Origin of the sequence: Paraburkholderia gardini (assembly GCF_907164575.1) — a bacterium.
Lineage (GTDB): Bacteria > Pseudomonadota > Gammaproteobacteria > Burkholderiales > Burkholderiaceae > Paraburkholderia > Paraburkholderia gardini.
Genome location: NZ_CAJQYY010000005.1, coordinates 169,183 through 185,673, shown reverse-complemented (window position 1 = coordinate 185,673; position 16,491 = coordinate 169,183). Strand labels below are relative to the sequence as shown.

Sequence of the window (16,491 nt, the reverse complement as noted above, 5' to 3'; positions counted from 1 at the left end):
ATGACTGACCTGAAGGCCGCGACATCCTCGCGGCCTTTTACATTCGCCGTTACCGTTCGCCTTAATTCCACGCGTACCGCATTCCAACCCAGAAGCCGCGAGGCGCGCCGAGACCGAGAAACTGCTCGTTGACCGGATTCGCGCCGTCGAACGTGTGATTCGGTCCGTTGAAGAAATTCTCGCCGACGATACCGAACGTCGAATACTTCTTGTTGAGCAGGTTCTTGATGCTGCCGAAAATCTGCAGCTGCTTCGTGACGTTGTACGTCGTATCGAGGTCGATCAGGAAATAGCCGGGAATCTTGCCGTTCACATCCTGGTTGTCCTCGTCGCCGCGCGCGAAGATGCTGCCGCGATACGACAGGTTCGTGCCGATGTTCCACTTCGCGAACGGCGAATAGTCGATGCGCAGCTTGATGGTATTGGCGGGAATGCCGGGAATCTTGTCGCCGGATTTGACAGTGATGTTGCCGTCGGCGTCGGCGCTGGAGTTGCTCACACTGTTCTCCGTCCACGTCGAGCGATACGTTGCATCGACGTAGCTGTAGCTCGCGCTAAACCCGACGGGGCCGTATTGCGTGCGGCCCGCGAGTTCAAGCCCTTGTCTGCGTGTCTTGCCGACGTTCTGGAAAAAGCCCAGCGTGCTCGCGGCGCCATTGCTGCTGACGAACTGGATGTCGTTGTCGAGCGTCGTGCTGTAGATCGCCGCGCTCCATGACGTCGCGCTGCCGATGCGTCCGCGCGCCCCGACCTCGAAGGTCTTCGAGATGACCGGCTTGAGGTCCGGGTCCGCGATGAAATCGTTTGGCAGCGAGCAGGGCGAGGCCGGATCGGCGCAGGCCAGCTCGATCGCCGTTGGCGAGCGCATGCCCTCGTTATACGTCGCATACGCCGTGAAATACGACGTCGGGTTCCAGTTGATGCCCACCGCCGGGTTGAAGCGCGAGAACGTATGGTTGCCGTCGAGCAGCGGCTGGATGCCGCTTTCGTCGCCGATCACGGCTTTCGCCCAGTTGTAGCGTCCGGCGAGCGTCATCGACCACTGCTCGTTGAACGCCAGCGTGTTCTCGAAGTAGACGCCGAACGTCTGGTTGCGCGTCTTCGCGTCGGTCTGCGGCTCGAAACCGCCGATGCCCACGGTCGCACGGGTGTCGGTGAAGAACGCATCCTGCGACTGCTGCGTGAAATGCGAGTTCGCGAAATCGGCGGCGGCGCCCAGCACGAGCTGGTTATCCATGCCCGCCAGCCGGTTCAGCAACGTGAGTTGCAGGCTGGCGCCGTAGCTGTCGGTGATGATCACCGACTGGTCGTTGGTCGCCTGGATCGTGTCGACGTCGCCGTCGTCGTCGATGCTGCCGAAGTCGTCGTTGACATTGCTGCTGATATTCGTGTTGCGATAGTGCCGGTAATAGACGTTGCCGCTCAGTTCGACGTTCGGCGTGAAATAGTGCTCGCCGGACAGCGTCAGGTAGCCGACGCTGTTGTCGTTGGTATCCGGATATGTATACGCCTGGCTGCGGTTGTCGAGGAACGATTTCGGAATGGTCTGCGAGCCGTTGAGCATGTTGTCGGCGCCGCCCATCGACAGCGAAATCGTGTTGTCGGAATCGTGGTAACGCAGCTTGCCGAACGCCTGGCGCAGCTGGCTCGAATTGTGGTCGGCCCAGCCGTTGTCGTTCGTGACGTTGGCCGTGAAGTAGTAGTCGAGGTTCGAGCCGATCGCGCCGCCCTGTTCGATCTGCGCGATCTTGCGGCCAAACGAGCCGAAGCTGACTTCAGCGTTGCCGCCAGGGTTCGTGTTGCCGTTCCTGGTGGTGACCGCGATGGCGCCGCCGAGCGTGTTCAACCCGAAGCTCGGGTTCGAGCCGGGAATCAGCTGGATCGTATTGATCGCGGCCTGCGGGATCAGGTCCCAGTTCACCACGTCGCCGAACGGTTCGTTGATGCGTACGCCATCGAGAAACACCGACAGCCCCTGCGGTGTTCCCAGCAGCGGCGACGCGGTAAACCCGCGATAGTTGATGTCGGCCTGCGACGGGTTGCCCTGCGCGTCGGAGATGTCGACGCCGGGCAGGTTCGCTGCGAAGTAATCGGCGAGCGTGACCGGGTGCTGTTTTTCGATCTCGCGTCCCCGTACGGTCTGCACGTTCGCCGGTACCCGTTCGAGCGGCGTGCCGACACCGACGAGCGGCGTGGTGCCGATCACGAGGATCGGCGGCAGTTCCTGCGCGGCGGCCTGTGTCGCGGAAGACGCAGCCGCGGGCGCTGCCGGACTGCTCGACGCGTCCTGCGCCGCGGCGGCGACGCTTACGCTGGCCAGCGCACTGCCAAAGCACAGACGCAGCGCAGCACGGGGTTTGAACGGATGCGCCCGGGGCAGCTTGTGCGGCATGCTCTTCATCGTCGTCTCCTGTCGACCAGAGTTGGCGCTTTAGCGCCTTACTCTGGTCCCATGCAAGTTGTTGCTGCCAGTACATTGACTATCGTTGCCGGTGTGATGTCTCGCGTGTCGCACGTTGCCGCGCATGTCGAGGCGTACGCGCGGGGCCGGCCCGGTACCTTACAGATAGCGTCGCACAAGGCGGTCCCGCATGGCCCGGGAAGTTCTCCCGATCGCGCAGGGAAGCGTTCCTGAAGGCCGTTTTCGTTGCGCGCGCATGCAACTGCAGCGGGTTCGCTGCGTAGAATAGGTTTCGTGATGCCACCCGATTCCCACCTTTCATCCGCTGCACGCCAGATCGCACCGCGCTCGACGGTGCGGCGCGATCTGGCGTGCGTGGCGGCGATCACCGTGATCGCGGCGGTGCTGTGCGCGACGCTGGATTTCGGCGAGCGGTTCTATCGCTGGACGCGCGGCGCCGAGCGCTTTCAGGTCGACGAATTGCCGCCCACGCTGTTCGTGCTGGCAAGCGGCCTTGCCTGGTTCGCGTGGCGCCGCTATCGCGAATCGCAGCGCGAACTGATCCGCCGCCGCGAACTGGAAGAGGAAGCCGAACGGCTGCTCGCCGACAATCGCCGGCTCGCGAGCCAGGGCATCGATGCGCAGGAGAACGAGCGGCGTCACCTCGCCCGCGAACTGCACGATGAACTCGGGCAGTATCTGAACTCGATTTCACTCGACGCCGCACGTATCCGCGATCTGGCGGTTCCGCGCGAGCCGGAGATTCACCGGATTTCCCTCGCGCTGATGCAAAGCGCGCATCACGTGTATCGCGAGATTGGCGGGATGATCCGCCGGCTGCGCCCGACCGGGCTCGACGAATTCGGCCTGCCGGGCGCGCTGGAACATTGCGTCGAAGGCTGGCGCGAACGGCTGCCGGGTGCTTCGTTCACGCTGACGGTGGAAGGCGATTTCTCCGCGGCCGGCGACGCGCTGAACATCACGCTCTACCGGCTCGTGCAGGAAGGGCTCACGAACATATCGAAGTTCGCGCGTAACGCCCGCGTGGAGATTTATCTGGTGCGCACGGCGGGCGAGGACGGCGAGATCGTGATCACCATGGCCGACGACGGGCCGGGCGTCGATCTGTCGATCCCGCGCAAGGGGCTCGGGCTGATCGGCATGCGCGAGCGCGTCGAGGCGCTCGGCGGCGAGTTTCACATCGCGAGTGAGCCGGGCAGCGGATTTCTGTTTTGCGCGCGCGTGCCGGCTCAGGCCAGCCCCACGACGCCGAACGTAGCCAGTCAACCGGCGGGCGCCGCGGCGAATTCCGAAAAGTGAAGGCCGAGGCGGTTCGCGATCTGCGCGAGCTGCACGCCATTGTCCGCGCCGAATTTCTGCCGGATCACGGATTGATGATTGGCGACCGTCTTCTGGCTCAGGCCGAGACGCTCGGCGATGCTCGGCAGCGTGTAACCCTGCACGAGCAGACGCAGCACCTCGAATTCACGCGCCGATAGCTGCCGCCCAGGCGGCCCTTCCTGAAACGACGTGCGCAGCGCGAGCGCCTGCGAGACATCCGCGCTCAGATAGCACACGCGCCGGGCGACCGAACGCACCGCCTCCACGAGCACATCCGGCGCGCTGGCCTTCGTCACGTAGCCGCGCGCGCCGGCATCGAGCGCGCGCCGCACGAACAGCGTTTCCTCATGCACGCTGAAGATCAGCACATGTGCATCGGGCTCGCGCGCGAGCATGCGCCGCATCGCCTCGATGCCGCTCGCACCCGGCAACGCGAGATCCATCACGACGACGTCCGGCTGCAACGCGCAAAAGCGCTGATAGGCCTGCGCGGCATCGCCTGCTTCGCCCGCGACCCGCACGTCGGGGCTCAGTTCGAGCAGCCGCCGGTAGCCTTCGCGGACCACCGCGTGATCGTCCACCAGCAGGACGGAGATGGGGGCGTTTGTCATGTGCGCTCTCCTCGACTGACCGGGTGATCCGGTGGGTGGCCATCGCCGGCTGCAGCGAGCCGTCGCGAATTGGCGTCGTTGCGAAACAGCACGGGTTGCTCTTTGGTGATCTGTTGCGCCGGCGTGCGGGTGGCGGCCGCGCGCACGACCTGCACAACGTGTTCGTGTTCCGGCGACTTGTCGCAGACCGGGTCCGCGTTCGCCGGATCGCCCGTCAACAGATACGCCTGGCACCGGCAACCGCCCAGGTCGCGCTCCTTTTCGTCGCAACTGCGGCACGGCTCTTTCATCCAGCCGAAACCGCGGAAGCGGTTGAACGCGTCGCTCTCGTACCAGATCTCGCGCAGCGGCATGTCGGTGACGTTCGGAAACGTGAGGCCCGGCAGCGAGCGCGCCGTGTGACACGGCAGCGCCGCGCCGTCCGGCGCGATGCCGAGGAACACCGCGCCCCAGCCGTTCATGCAACGCTTCGGGCGCGTTTCGAAGTAATCGGGCACGACAAAGAAGATCTTGCAGCGCTCGCCGATTTCTTTCCGGTAGCGGTTCACGACGGCTTCCGCTTCCTGCAGCTGTCCGGCGGTCGGCATCAGTTGCGCGCGATTCGTATGCGCCCAGCCGTAGTACTGCGTGTTCGCGAGTTCCAGGTATTCGGCGTCCATCGCGAGCGCCATGTCGATGATCTTGTCGACGTGCGGCAGGTTGAAGCGATGCAGCACGCAGTTGAGCACCATCGGAAAACCATGCGCCTTGATCGACGCGGCCACACGCTTCTTGAGATCGAACGTGCGCGTGCTGCTCAGGAAGTCGTTGAGTTCCTGCGTCGAGTCCTGAAACGACAGCTGGATATGATCGAGGCCCGCCGCTTTCAGCGCATCGAGGCGTGTATCGGTAAGGCCGATGCCGGACGTGATGAGGTTCGTATAGAAGCCGAGTTGCCGCGCCTCGCCGACCAGCACTTCGAGATCGTCGCGCAGGAGCGGCTCGCCGCCGGAAAAGCCGAGTTGCGCCGCGCCCAGCGCACGCGCCTCGCGCAGCACGTCGATCCACTGCGCGGTGGAGAGCTCGCGCGAATGGTCGGTGTAGTTGGTCGGGTTGTAGCAGAACACGCAGTGCAGCGGGCAGCGATACGTCAGCTCCGCGAGCAGCCAGAGCGGCGGCGCGATGGCATCCGGTTTCGCTTCAGGTCGCGCGGCGGTCTGCGCAATCGTATCGGGACGGGAAAGGTCGGTCATGATGTTTATTCCAGCCAGCCGCGCGTCTGGGCGTGGTCGACGAACGTCTGCACCTCGGGCGCGAGGCCGGTTACGTTGAACGCCTGTTCGAGGTCCGCGACGAGCGCGGGCAGATCGCGCGTGCCGTCGCAGCGCAGCAGGATCTGCGCGGCGCTCGGGTTCAGTTTCACCATGCCCTCGGGGTAGAGCAGCACGTGCGCGTCCTGCGCCGGCTCCCACTGCAGGCGAAACAGTGTCTTCAGCCGGGGGCGCCATGCGCTGCCGGCCGCCTGCGTGCCGTTTTCCGGGGAAGCGTTGTCGTTCATGTCGGGAAGGCCTTTTCGATGGCATCCAGCATGGTCCACAGGATGTCGAGCTTGAACTGCAGAATGTCCAGCGCACGTTCCTGCTGCTCGCGCGTCCTGAAGTAATCGAGCGTGACGGCGAGGCCGTGCTCCACGTCGCGCTGCGCGAGCGAGATGCGCGAGCGGAAATACGTGAGCCCGGCGGGCTCGATCCACGGATAGTGTTCAGGCCACGTCGCGAGCCGGTCGCGATGAATCTGCGGCGCGAAGATTTCCGTGAGCGACGAGCACACCGCTTCCTGCCACGGCGCGCGGCGCGCGAAGTTCACGTAGGCGTCCACCGCGAAGCGCACGCCGGGCGCGACATGTTCGAGCGACCAGAGCGCGTCGCGCGTGAGGCCGACCGCATCGCCCAGACGCGCCCACGTCTCGATGCCGCCTTCGTCGTCGCCGTAGCCGTCGTGATCGAGCACGCGCAGCACCCAGCGGCGGCGCGTTTCGCGATCCGGGCAGTTCGACAGGATCGCGGCGTCTTTCAGTGGAATGTTGATCTGATAGTAAAAGCGGTTCGCGACCCAGCCGCGGATCTGTTCATGCGAACAGCCGCCGCCGTTCATCTTGACGTTGAACGGATGATGAATGTGATAACCCGCGCCCTTGGCGCGCAACTGTGCCTCGAATTCCTCGCGCGACCAGGCGGGCTTCGCGTCGCCGGCATGCGTGGGTTCAACGTTGCGGCGAGGCGGGAAGGGCAATGTATTCACCTGCGGTCTCCATCGGTCGGGTTCACGTCGATGTGCGTCAGAGTTCGAAGGCCATGCCGTCGCGGGCGACCTCGATACCGTGTTCGGCGAGCACGCGGCGCTCCGGGCCATCCTCGACAAGAATCGGGTTCGTGTTGTTGATGTGGATAAGCACCTTGCGCACGCCCGGACGGTCGATCGCATCGAGCACCTCGATCATGCCGCCCGCACCGGTTTGCGCGAGATGCCCCATATCGGCGGCGGTTTTCCTCGACAGGCCGAGCTGGATCATTTCGTCGTTGGTCCAGCACGTGCCGTCGACAAGCAGCAGATCCGCACGGCGCATCGCCGCCATCACGTGCGGCTCGATCGCGCCGAGGCCGGGCGCATAGAACGCCCGCTTGCCCGAGTGCGTATCGACAAACGACAGGCCGATGTTGTCGCCCGGCTGCGGCGCCTCGCGATGCGGCGAATACGGCGGTGCCTTGCTCGACAGGGCAAGCGCTTCGATGCGCACGCTGGCGAGTGCCGGGATCGTCAACGCCTCGCCGTCGAACGGCACGTCATGCCGCTCCACGCCGCAGTAATGCGACAGGATCGACGTGACGGGAAAACCGCTGCTCAGGTCTTGCCACACGACACCGGTCGTATAGAGCGGCAGCGGCGTATCGCGCTCGCGCAGCATCAGCAGACCCGTGACGTGATCGATCTGCGCATCCATCGTCAGGACGGCGGCGATGCCGCTGTCGCGCGGGCGGCGAGCCGGCTGCAGTTCGCGATGCGCGGCGATCTGCGCGAGGATGTCCGGCGACGCGTTCACCAGCAGCCAGTCCTCGCCGTTCGCGCTGACGACGATCGACGACTGCGTGCGCGGCGTCGCCTTCAACGTGCCGCGACGCACGCCGTCGCAGTTGCGGCAGTTGCAGTTCCACTGCGGAAACCCGCCGCCTGCCGAGGAACCGAGTACGCGGATTTTCATTGAGCGTCTCCGCGAAAGGGTGGCGTGAGCAGGAAAAGCATGGCGTCGCTCATGGCAGCATCCTCGCGAGCAGGCCGTCGCGGTCGATCAGCTGATGCTTGAGCGCACCGGCGATATGGAGCGCGACCAGCGCGATCAGGGCCCATGCGCAGACCGTATGAATGCCGAAGAAGAGACTGCGCAATCCCTTGTCGTCCCAGCCCCATTTGGGCAGCAGGATGCCCCAGAAGCGCGTGCCATATGAATTGAACGACGAGCCGAGATAGCCGGTCAGCGGCATCACGATCATTCCCACATATAAAAGAACCTGCGTAATGCGCGCGGCGGCGCGTTGCCACGCTCGCATAGGCGGCAGGGCCGGTCGTCCGACGGCCATGCGCACCACGATGCGGATCAGCACCAGCAGGAAAACGGTCATGCCCAGCGACTTGTGGAAGTTGATCAGCGTCGCCTTGAACGGCAGGCCTTTCGGCAGGCCGACCATGTACAGGCCGATGCACAGCATCCCTATGATGATGAGCCCGATCAGCCAGTGCAACGCGATCAGCGACGGCGCATAGCGCGGCCCGTGTGCCCCGGCGTTCCGGGTCGCATCGGACGATTGCGCAGTGTTCATGCCTGCCTCCATTTTCTGTCGTGGGCGCCGCTTTCACACTGCACGTCGTCCACTTTCTGTTTGTTCCTCTAGTACGTCCCGGGCTATCCGGTTTTACCCAGGGTCCGCCCGCCGATCCGTTGCCGCTAACGGACGATCAGCAGTTCGCCGCGACCGTCCACCGCCAGATCGCCCGCGTACCGTCGCGGCAGCGCCGCGCCGCGCAACGCCGAAAATGGCGCGATTTCCTGCGCGAACGAGCGCACCAGCAGCGACCAGAACACATCGAAGCCGCGTCCGCCTTCGGTGAAGGTGGGTGGAATCCGCGCGGGCGCCTGCAACAGCAGCAATGTGCCGCGCCGCATGCCATAACCGTAGTGCGCGCCGGCGCGTCCCGCAATGCCGACCGTGCCCGCCACCATCCGCGAGGCCGCGCATTCGCCCGCGTCGCCGCCCACCAGCACGAGGCCGCGGCGCATCCGGTCCGCGAGGCGCGCGCCGGCGTGGCCGTGGATCGTCAGCGTGCCGCCTGTCATGCCTTCCATGTCGCCCGGCAGCGCACCGGCCGCGAACGCGCCGCTGTTGCCCGTCACCGTCAGGCGTCCGCCGCGCATTTCGCAGCCCGTAAAGCGGCCCGCGTCGCCTTCGATCTGAAGCGTGCCGCCGTTCATCCGCAACCCGGCGTAATCGCCGCATGAACCGTGCACGGTGAGGCTGCCTTCGTCGAGCTGCGCGCCGACGTGGTCGAGCCAGCGCACGTCGCCTTCGATCACGAGCGCGGTGTGTTCGCTGTCCGCGCGCGCGATGTCGAACAGGTCGGCCGCCGCGCAGGTTTCGTTGCCGGCGGGCAACGCGATGCGTGCCACGTCCGCGACCGGCAATGCGGCGAGCGCGGCGGGCAGCAGGCGCGCGGCGTTCACGCGAAAGCCCGGCGCGTGCCTGACGCGCAGCGTGGTCGTGCTCATGCGGGCCTCCGCCCGGCAGCGGCCGCCATTTCGTGCAGATGGAAGTGCCAGGGACCGAGCTTGCCGCCGTAATTGCCAGCTGAAATCCGCAGTACGCCGGCGGCGCGTCCGCGCGCGGCGGCCGCGGCGATGCCGGCCGTCATCGCCGCGCCGACGTCGCCGTCGGTCAGGCCGTCGATCACGATTTCCATCACGCAGCCCACTTCGGCGGTCAGTTCGCTGCGTTTCGCGAGGCCGGTGAGCGTCGGGCAGAACGCGTCGTTCGTCGATGCCGTCGCGCCTGCATATTTCGAGCCGATTTTCGAGCCGGAGCGCACGACGCCGCCCGGGAACGGCATGATCACGTTCGGCAGCGCGCGCATCGCGGCGGCGGCGGCTTCGGCCGCGGCGAGCGCGGCGTCGATGTCGGTGCCGAGCAGCAGCAGGTTGCCGCCGCCGACGCCCTTGACCGTGACGGCGGTTTCCTCGCAGACGAATTCGCCGTCCATCACCGGCACGCGCCAGTAGCGCGTGGTGCCGATCATCTTCGAAATCTGCCAGCCGTCGCCGAAGAAACGCAGGTTCTTGCCGAGCGCGGCGTCGTCCGAGCGCGGCGCGCGGCTCGTCGCGGGATCGATGCCGCTGTAGATCGCGGTCGTCGGGCACGTCAGCACGCACTGGCCGACGCGCCGCTCGATCTGCTTCGCCAGTTCCTTCGACGATACCGCGAACAGCAGCACCGCGATGCCGGGCCGCCCGTCGGGCGTTTCGTCGCTGCCCAGTTCGCGCTCGATGCCCGCTTCGCAGCCGCAGCCGATGACCGAGGTGGCGAAGCCGGTCAGCGACTGCGCCGCGTGCCTGGCCCAGACGGGCGTGTGCGCGGTGATGACGAGCCTCGTGGCCTTCATCGGGAACGCTTCCGCGAAGGTGTCGTCGATGAGCGTGCCGTTGACTTCCATCGGCGCGGCGGCATTTGTCATGGGTTCACCGCCGCGAGGCATGCGACGGGCAGCAGCCGGCCGCCGCGGCAGCACGCGCAGATTTCGTCGTCGCTGATCGCCGCGTGCGCGAAGTTGCCGACGAGGTTCGCCTCGCTGTACGCGCGCAGCGTTTTTTCGATGCCGCGATCGAAGTCGGGTGACACGTAGTGGATGCCGCCGGTCGGCGTGGCGACGAGCGTGCCGTCGCGCGCGACGAGCTGGCCGTCCTTGAACACATACGCGGGTGACGAAAACATGCGCTCGCGATCCGCCTCGTCGCGATAGACGGCGATATCCGCCGCCGCGCCTTCGCCGAGATGGCCGCGATCCTTGAGACCGAGCAGGCGCGCCGGCCCGGCGCGCGTGATGATCGCGATCTCGTAGAGCGACAGTTCGCGGGTGAGTTCCGGCAGCGCGCTCGCGACCTGCGCTTCGGGATGCAGCTTCGCGATCTGTTCGTCGCGAAAGCTTTTGTCCATCAGCAGGCGGATCAGATGCGGATAGCTCGTGAACGGGCCGCCGTTCGGATGATCGGTGGTCATCGACACGCGCCACGGGTCGTCGATCAGCAGGAAGATTTCCAGGCCGATGATCCATTGCAGCGCGTTCACATAGCTTTGCTCGCGGTAGCGGAACGGCACGATGCCGCAGCCCGCGTCGCATTCGATATCGCCCACGATCCACTTGCGGGGCGAGCCGAGCGGCGCGTTCCTGAACTGCATCATCGTGTCGCCGGAAGCGGTGACGGTCTGGCCGAAAATGATCTGGCCGACGTCGATCGAGACGTTCGGCCGTGCGTTGACGGCTTCGGCGATCGCGCGCGCGCCCGAGGAAAACTTGCGCGGGCCTTCCGTGCCGTAGCTGTGAAACTGGATGTGCGTGAGATGGATCGGCAGGCCGTCGGCGGCATCCATCGTCGCGATGGTCGAGGCGATATTGCCCGGCACGCCGAGATTGCTCGCATGCACATGCAGCGGATGCGGCACGCGCAGCTCCGTCAGCGCGCGTGAGAGCGTGCGCAGCACGTCGCGCGGCGTGACGCCGTAATGCACATGCGCCTCGTCGACATCGAGCGAGCGCTGGTTGAACTTGAACGCCGAGATGCCGCCCGGGTTCACCACCTTCACGCCGAGCGCCTTGCTGGCATGCAGCGTCCAGCCGACGTAGTCGCGCAGCCGCTCGAAACCGTCGCGGGCGGCGAGCATCCGCAGCAGCAGTTCGTCGTTGCCGAGCATCACATAGGCACCGTGATCGATGATCGGCGTGTCGCCCATCTCCAGATGCGTGTGGCGCGCGTTGGACGGCATCATCGCCGGCTCGAACGCCGCCGTGTAGCCCATTTCGGCGTAGCGATAGCCGGTGGCGAGCGTGCCGGGCGCGCAGATGCCGCACGACGGCATGCGCAGATAGCGGCCCTGCGTATCGGCGGCGGACTCGTAATCCGCGCCGCGCGGCGCATCGTTGCGGTGGTCTTCCGGCAGCAGCAGGCGCGACAGGTTCGTCTTGCCGCCGCCAATGTGCGAATGCAGGTCGATGCCGCCCGCCATCACGATCATGCCGGTCGCGTCGTAGTCATGATCGACGGGCATGCCGGCTGGCGGTTCCGCGACGATACGGCCGTCGCGGATATACAGGTCGCGGCGTTCGCCATCGACATTGTTCGTCGGGTCGTAGATGAGGCCGCCGGTTAGCCGCGCGAGGGTCATGGCGCGCTCCGCGTGGTGTTCGTAACGCTTTCAGCAAGGCGCGTGGCGATGTCGGCGACGCCCGGCAGAGCGGCATGGCGCGCAGCGGAAAGCGGCACGACGACCGTGCCGTCGGTGCGGAACAGGTGACCGCCGATGTCGATGCCCGGCGTCGCGACAGGAATGAAGACCGTCGGCCCGCGACGCGCGGTGGCCGCGCCCGCGACCATCGCCGCCATCGCCGCATGGCCGAGCACGATCGCCGGCACGTCGGGATCGAGCGTGTCGGGTAGCGGCTGTGGTCCGAAGCTCGACACCCACAGCAACGCGTCGACCTCATGGTTCGCGAGCAGCGTGTCGGTCCGATAACGCGTGGGGTCGTAATCGAGGGGCGCTTCGGCGAGACGTCCCGGCATGGCGATGCGTGTGCGCAGGGGAAAACCCGATAGCCACGTGAACGTCTGGCTGGCGCTGAGCGCGCCGTCGGCGCCGCCGAGCGCCAGACCGCCGGCGCGCACGGTCCGGTTCACCGCCTTGATGATCCGGTTCAGCGCTTCGATCAGCAACGCCGCGTGCGGCCCGGGCAACGCAGCGGGCTCATAGACGAACACCGTGTAGCGCGCGGCGTTCACTTCGTCGACGAGCGCCGCCAGTTCGCGCGCCGTGCCGCTCGCGTCGTCCAGCGCTTCGACGCTACGGCCTTCCAGCAGCGCGGACCAGAGCGCGAGGAGGTCGAACAGGTCGCGTCCTGCAAGGAGCGAGGTGGCGCCTGCGTGATCGAGTGCGTCAACTGCCGGATCGGCTTCGCAGCCCACGAACCTGAACGTGCGCGTGAGCGCGGGCGCGCCTTCGGCCGTGCCGGTCGCGCGCGCGTAGAAACGCGGATGATGCGCCGACGGCCGGCACGCGAACACGATGACCAGATCGGCGCGCGCGCGGACTTCGGAGAGCGTCGTGAAGAACGCACCGCGATCCTGTAGCGCGAGCGTCGAGGCCGCCAGCGCGTCGCCATGCAGATGATCGACGATGGCGCCGCAGCGCGCGGCCAGCGTATACAGCGAGCGGGCACCGGCGATATCGGTGGCCATGCCGCCGAACAGCGGCCTGTGTGCCTGCGACAGGATGTCGGCGGCCCGCGCGAGGGCGGTATCGAGATCGGCTTCCCGGCCGTCGACCGATGCCTTGCAGTGCGTATCGGCGGCGCCGTATAGCGCCAGCGCCCCGGCAAGCCGGGGGCAATCGGTGGCGGGCGCGCTCAGGCTGTCGTCGCTGTTCACGCCTGCCGCGATGTCGTCGCAGAGCAGGGGACAGAAAGGACAGGTCCAGTCGGACGTGATGGACGTGGACACGCCCGTCGGGCCGGCACTCGACGGATGGTTGGACGAACGGTGCATGGTCGCGTCTTCAGCAAGGACCATGCCGGGAGCGTGTTATCGGCGCGTGGCTTTGCGAGCACGTGAGCCCGTGCGTGGCGAATCCGCCCGACATGTGGATTACAGCGCGTTCATTTTCAGACCGCGTCGCCCGTCCTGGGAAACGGGCATGCGTGAAGCACGTGAAACCCGGTGGAAGCCACGCGCCCGCGCAGCACAGTATGTGCTTCGTTCTGAAACACTGTGTCACCTGGCCGCTACGCGCTGCAACACCCCGCCTTGCCAATGCATTACACGCCACTCGCCCGCAGCCTGCGTGGCACGGATATTGTGTCGTGCAGGGGCGCTGGCCCAGGAGCGGCGTGGCGCGCGGTCCTCCGCGACACAGGCCTCTATCTCACCTGCAAGGATGACCTCCCGTGACCGAGCTGTTTGTGTACGAGTATCTGACCGGCGGCGGCATCGACCCCGATCTCGCCAGCGAAGGCAGTCTCGCCGACCTGAGTGCGCTGATCGTCGAAGGCCGCGCGATGCGCGATGCGCTCGTCGCCGACCTGCGCGCCCTCGACGGCGTGCAGGTGACGTTCGCCAGTTCACGGTTCGAGCATGTCGACGCGTCGCTCGCGCATTGCCGCGCGCTGCCGGGCGAACCGATGAGCCAGTTCGTTGCGCGCGTGGCGCGCGAGCACGATTACGCGTGGGTGATCGCGCCGGAATGCGACGGCCTGCTGCGCCAGCTATACGACGCTGTCGGCGCAGCGCGCTGGCTTGGCTGCACGCCGCACGCCATCGATATCGCATCGGGCAAGCGCGCGACGGCCGAATGCCTCGCGGCGCACGGCATCGCCGTGACGCCCGCGTTACCGCCCGAACATGGAAGCCGTGGAAGCGAACCCGGCCACGCCGAAGCGCTGACGACGGCGGCCCGCCGCTGGGTCGTCAAGCCGGACGACGGCGCGGGTGGGCTCGATACGTTTGTCTTCGACCGCTTCGACGATGCCTGCGCGGAATATCGCGCGCGTCTCGCGGCCGGGCGCAATCCGGTGCTCCAGGCGTGGGTCGAAGGCGAACCGCTGAGTCTCTCGCTGATCTGCGGCGAAACGCGTGCGGAACTCATCAGCATCAACCGGCAGCAGATCGGCGTGCCCGATCACGCCGCGCCGGGCCACGCGGAGCGGGTCGTCGAGTTCAGCGGCGTGCAGGTCGACCAGATCGCCTTGCAGAGCGACGCGGGGCGCGTGCTCGAAGCGCTCGCGCAACGTGTGGTCGCCGCGTTGCCGGGCTTGCGCGGGTTTGCCGGTATCGATCTGGTGTGGCATCCGCAACGCGGCCCGGTCGTGATCGAGGTGAACCCCCGTCTGACGGCGGCCTATGCCGGCCTGTCCGCGCGGCTCGGGCGCAATCTGGCCCGCGCGCTGCTGGAATCGCATGGCGTGACGGTGAGCGCGTCCGCCGCGCAATGCCATACCGGAACGCTCGCGTGCGGGGCCGCGTCATGAAGGCCGCGCGCATCGCCTCCACTGCCGGTGCGCCTGTGTTCGGCTGGGACGTCGGCGGCGCGCACGTGAAGGTGTCAAGGGCGGATTCGTCCGGCGTGCCGCGCGACGTCGCGCAATGGGCGTGTCCGTTGTGGCAGGGACTCGACCATCTGGAGCGGGCCGTCGATCATGTGTTCGAACGCTGGCCCGAGGCGCGTGCTGCTGCTGTGCAACACGTCATCACGATGACGGGCGAAATGGTCGACCTGTTTCCCGATCGCGCGGCAGGCGTGCGTGCGCTCTCGGGCGCGCTCGCGGCGCGCCTTGGCCCGCGAACGCGTTTCTTCGCGGGCGTGGACGGCTGGCTCGACGCCGCCGCGTGCGGGGACAGGTGGCGCGCGGTTGCATCGGCGAACTGGCTTGCGACGGCGCAATGGCTCGCGACGCGCGTGCCCGACGCGCTGCTCGTCGATATCGGCAGCACGACCACGGACATCATTCCGGTCGTCGGCGGCAGGGTGGTCGCGCAGGGTGCGAACGACGCCGCGCGGCTCGTCTCCGGCGAGCTCGTCTATCAGGGCGTGGTGCGCACGCCGTTGTGCGGCATCGCGCATCGGATCGTGTTTCGCGACCAGACGACGAACGTCATGAACGAATGGTTCGCGACAAGTGCCGACGTCTACCGGCTGACGGGCGAACTGTGGCCCGCGCACGACCAGCATCCGTCCGCGGACAACGGCCCGAAAACCGAAGCCGCGAGCCGCGCACGGCTCGCGCGGATGATCGGTTTCGACGCAGCCGACGCCACCGAAACCGAATGGCGTCGCTTCGCGCAGCGCTGGCGTCACGAGCAGCTCGCGATCCTCGCGACGAACCTGTCGCGCGTGCGTATCGCGCATCCGGCGCTCGCCGGGGCACCGATCGTCGGCGCCGGATGTGGGCGTTTTCTGGCGGCGGCGCTCGCGCGGCACGACGGGCGCGATTACATCGATTTCGCCGTGCTGGCTGGCGTGACGCCTTCCAGCGCGGACCTGGAGGAATGGGTCGCGACGTGCGCGCCGGGCGTGGCGGTAGCGCTGCTCGCCGGTACGGACACAGGCATGGGCACGGGCATGGAGGCGCCCAGACTGCATGAAACGCCGATGTAGCAGAGAATGCGGAGCGCGTCGGCCGGATGTGGAAAACGGGCCGTCGATGACGTCAACCTGGAGCGAGGGCATCGGTCATGTGGGTGGTAAAAATCGGCGGAAGCCTTAGCCATGACCCGCTGCTGCGCGAGTGGCTGACGCAGCTCTGGGAACTCGGCGGCGGTCGCGTGGTGATCGTGCCGGGTGGTGGCGATTTCGCCGACAAGGTTCGCCAGTACCAGACCGAATGGCGTTTCGACGACCTCGCGGCCCACAACATGTGCCTGCTCGCGATGACGCAGTACGCGATCCTGATGCAGGGCGTGCGGCCCGAGCTCGTGCTGGCCGCGAACGAGGAGCGCATCCGCCGCGCGCTGCGTGACGGACACGTCGCCGTGTGGGTGCCTACCGGCCTCATGCGCGACACGCCCGACGACATGACCACCTGGGACACCACCTCGGACAGCCTCGCCGCATGGCTTTCGACGACGCTCAATGCGGAGCGCCTGATCGTCGTGAAATCATGCGACGTGGAAGCGGGTGCGCCGCTCGCGGCGTTGACGCGCGATGGCGTGCTGGATGCGCGCTTCGTCGATCACGTCAGCGACGCGAATTACGTGGTCGAACTGCTGAACCGGCGCGACGTGGCATTGATGCGCGATCGTCTGCTGCACGTGCCGGCCGCGTAGCCTGGCATGCGGCACGGCATGCGGCAGCA

Annotated in this window: 15 protein-coding genes; 4 read left to right on the top strand and 11 right to left on the bottom strand. The window is 66.8% G+C overall.

Features of this window, described 5'->3' with window-relative positions; translation table 11 throughout:
• Nucleotides 1–61: 61 nt before the first annotated feature.
• Nucleotides 62–2,401, bottom strand: coding sequence for a TonB-dependent receptor (locus LPA34_RS06195; RefSeq protein WP_228976040.1), 2,340 nt, complete (start codon nucleotides 2,399–2,401; stop codon nucleotides 62–64).
• A gap of 297 nt (nucleotides 2,402–2,698) precedes the next feature.
• On the opposite strand from LPA34_RS06195, the gene LPA34_RS06190 reads away from it, so the two are divergent.
• Nucleotides 2,699–3,721: an ATP-binding protein gene (locus LPA34_RS06190; RefSeq protein ID WP_228976037.1), complete on the top strand. Its 1,023-nt coding sequence runs from the start codon at nucleotides 2,699–2,701 to the stop codon at nucleotides 3,719–3,721.
• Here the strand turns inward: LPA34_RS06190 and LPA34_RS06185 are convergent.
• The 10 genes from LPA34_RS06185 to LPA34_RS06140 form a co-directional block, all read right to left on the bottom strand.
• Nucleotides 3,685–4,353, bottom strand: coding sequence for a response regulator (locus tag LPA34_RS06185; protein WP_228976035.1), 669 nt, complete (start codon nucleotides 4,351–4,353; stop codon nucleotides 3,685–3,687). The genes LPA34_RS06190 and LPA34_RS06185 overlap by 37 nt on opposite strands.
• A complete protein-coding gene (pqqE, locus tag LPA34_RS06180) occupies nucleotides 4,350–5,585 on the bottom strand; it encodes a pyrroloquinoline quinone biosynthesis protein PqqE (protein WP_228976033.1) in 1,236 nt (411 codons plus the stop codon). The genes LPA34_RS06185 and pqqE overlap by 4 nt, the downstream gene beginning before the upstream one ends.
• Nucleotides 5,586–5,590: 5 nt before the next feature.
• Nucleotides 5,591–5,890 carry a pyrroloquinoline quinone biosynthesis peptide chaperone PqqD gene (gene pqqD / locus LPA34_RS06175; protein ID WP_228976031.1) on the bottom strand — a complete coding sequence of 100 codons (300 nt, stop codon included), beginning with the start codon at nucleotides 5,888–5,890 and terminating at the stop codon, nucleotides 5,591–5,593.
• On the bottom strand, nucleotides 5,887–6,624 hold the full coding sequence (gene pqqC, locus LPA34_RS06170) for a pyrroloquinoline-quinone synthase PqqC (protein WP_228976117.1): 738 nt from the start codon (nucleotides 6,622–6,624) through the stop codon (nucleotides 5,887–5,889). Before pqqC ends, pqqD begins: the two co-directional genes overlap by 4 nt.
• A 46-nt stretch (nucleotides 6,625–6,670) precedes the next feature.
• Nucleotides 6,671–7,591, bottom strand: a complete 921-nt coding sequence (gene pqqB, locus LPA34_RS06165) for a pyrroloquinoline quinone biosynthesis protein PqqB (protein WP_228976029.1) — start codon at nucleotides 7,589–7,591, stop codon at nucleotides 6,671–6,673.
• Nucleotides 7,592–7,640: 49 nt separating this feature from the next.
• Nucleotides 7,641–8,207, bottom strand: coding sequence for a cytochrome b (locus LPA34_RS06160; protein ID WP_228976027.1), 567 nt, complete (start codon nucleotides 8,205–8,207; stop codon nucleotides 7,641–7,643).
• A 125-nt stretch (nucleotides 8,208–8,332) separates the two neighbouring features.
• Nucleotides 8,333–9,151, bottom strand: coding sequence for a formylmethanofuran dehydrogenase subunit C (locus tag LPA34_RS06155; protein ID WP_228976026.1), 819 nt, complete (start codon nucleotides 9,149–9,151; stop codon nucleotides 8,333–8,335).
• Entirely contained in the window at nucleotides 9,148–10,110 is a 963-nt protein-coding gene (fhcD, locus tag LPA34_RS06150) for a formylmethanofuran--tetrahydromethanopterin N-formyltransferase (protein ID WP_228976023.1), read from the bottom strand. Before fhcD ends, LPA34_RS06155 begins: the two co-directional genes overlap by 4 nt.
• A complete protein-coding gene (locus LPA34_RS06145; RefSeq protein ID WP_228976021.1) occupies nucleotides 10,107–11,816 on the bottom strand; it encodes a formylmethanofuran dehydrogenase subunit A in 1,710 nt (569 codons plus the stop codon). The genes fhcD and LPA34_RS06145 overlap by 4 nt, the downstream gene beginning before the upstream one ends.
• Nucleotides 11,813–13,189 carry a molybdopterin-binding domain-containing protein gene (locus LPA34_RS06140; protein WP_228976020.1) on the bottom strand — a complete coding sequence of 459 codons (1,377 nt, stop codon included), beginning with the start codon at nucleotides 13,187–13,189 and terminating at the stop codon, nucleotides 11,813–11,815. The genes LPA34_RS06145 and LPA34_RS06140 overlap by 4 nt, the downstream gene beginning before the upstream one ends.
• Before the next feature lie 398 nt (nucleotides 13,190–13,587).
• Here LPA34_RS06140 and LPA34_RS06135 point away from each other — a divergent pair, with 398 nt between their 5' ends.
• The 3 genes from LPA34_RS06135 (at nucleotide 13,588) to LPA34_RS06125 (ending at nucleotide 16,462) form a co-directional block, all read left to right on the top strand.
• Entirely contained in the window at nucleotides 13,588–14,667 is a 1,080-nt protein-coding gene (locus tag LPA34_RS06135) for an ATP-grasp domain-containing protein (protein ID WP_228976018.1), read from the top strand.
• Nucleotides 14,664–15,794 (top strand): hydantoinase/oxoprolinase family protein, encoded by a 1,131-nt coding sequence (locus LPA34_RS06130; protein WP_228976016.1) that lies wholly within the window; start codon nucleotides 14,664–14,666, stop codon nucleotides 15,792–15,794. The genes LPA34_RS06135 and LPA34_RS06130 overlap by 4 nt, the downstream gene beginning before the upstream one ends.
• A gap of 77 nt (nucleotides 15,795–15,871) precedes the next feature.
• Nucleotides 15,872–16,462, top strand: a complete 591-nt coding sequence (locus tag LPA34_RS06125) for an amino acid kinase family protein (RefSeq protein ID WP_228976014.1) — start codon at nucleotides 15,872–15,874, stop codon at nucleotides 16,460–16,462.
• The last annotated feature ends 29 nt before the right edge of the window (nucleotides 16,463–16,491 follow it).

Coding starts and splice junctions, on each gene's coding strand:
- LPA34_RS06185 (WP_228976035.1), bottom strand. CDS start 4,353: ATGACAAACGCCCCCATCTCCGTCCTGCTGGTGGACGATCACGCGGTG.
- pqqD (WP_228976031.1), bottom strand. CDS start 5,890: ATGAACGACAACGCTTCCCCGGAAAACGGCACGCAGGCGGCCGGCAGC.
- LPA34_RS06160 (WP_228976027.1), bottom strand. CDS start 8,207: ATGAACACTGCGCAATCGTCCGATGCGACCCGGAACGCCGGGGCACAC.
- pqqB (WP_228976029.1), bottom strand. CDS start 7,591: ATGAAAATCCGCGTACTCGGTTCCTCGGCAGGCGGCGGGTTTCCGCAG.
- LPA34_RS06140 (WP_228976020.1), bottom strand. CDS start 13,189: ATGCACCGTTCGTCCAACCATCCGTCGAGTGCCGGCCCGACGGGCGTG.
- pqqE (WP_228976033.1), bottom strand. CDS start 5,585: ATGACCGACCTTTCCCGTCCCGATACGATTGCGCAGACCGCCGCGCGA.
- fhcD (WP_228976023.1), bottom strand. CDS start 10,110: ATGACAAATGCCGCCGCGCCGATGGAAGTCAACGGCACGCTCATCGAC.
- LPA34_RS06130 (WP_228976016.1), top strand. CDS start 14,664: ATGAAGGCCGCGCGCATCGCCTCCACTGCCGGTGCGCCTGTGTTCGGC.
- LPA34_RS06190 (WP_228976037.1), top strand. CDS start 2,699: ATGCCACCCGATTCCCACCTTTCATCCGCTGCACGCCAGATCGCACCG.
- LPA34_RS06155 (WP_228976026.1), bottom strand. CDS start 9,151: ATGAGCACGACCACGCTGCGCGTCAGGCACGCGCCGGGCTTTCGCGTG.
- LPA34_RS06125 (WP_228976014.1), top strand. CDS start 15,872: ATGTGGGTGGTAAAAATCGGCGGAAGCCTTAGCCATGACCCGCTGCTG.
- LPA34_RS06195 (WP_228976040.1), bottom strand. CDS start 2,401: ATGAAGAGCATGCCGCACAAGCTGCCCCGGGCGCATCCGTTCAAACCC.
- LPA34_RS06145 (WP_228976021.1), bottom strand. CDS start 11,816: ATGACCCTCGCGCGGCTAACCGGCGGCCTCATCTACGACCCGACGAAC.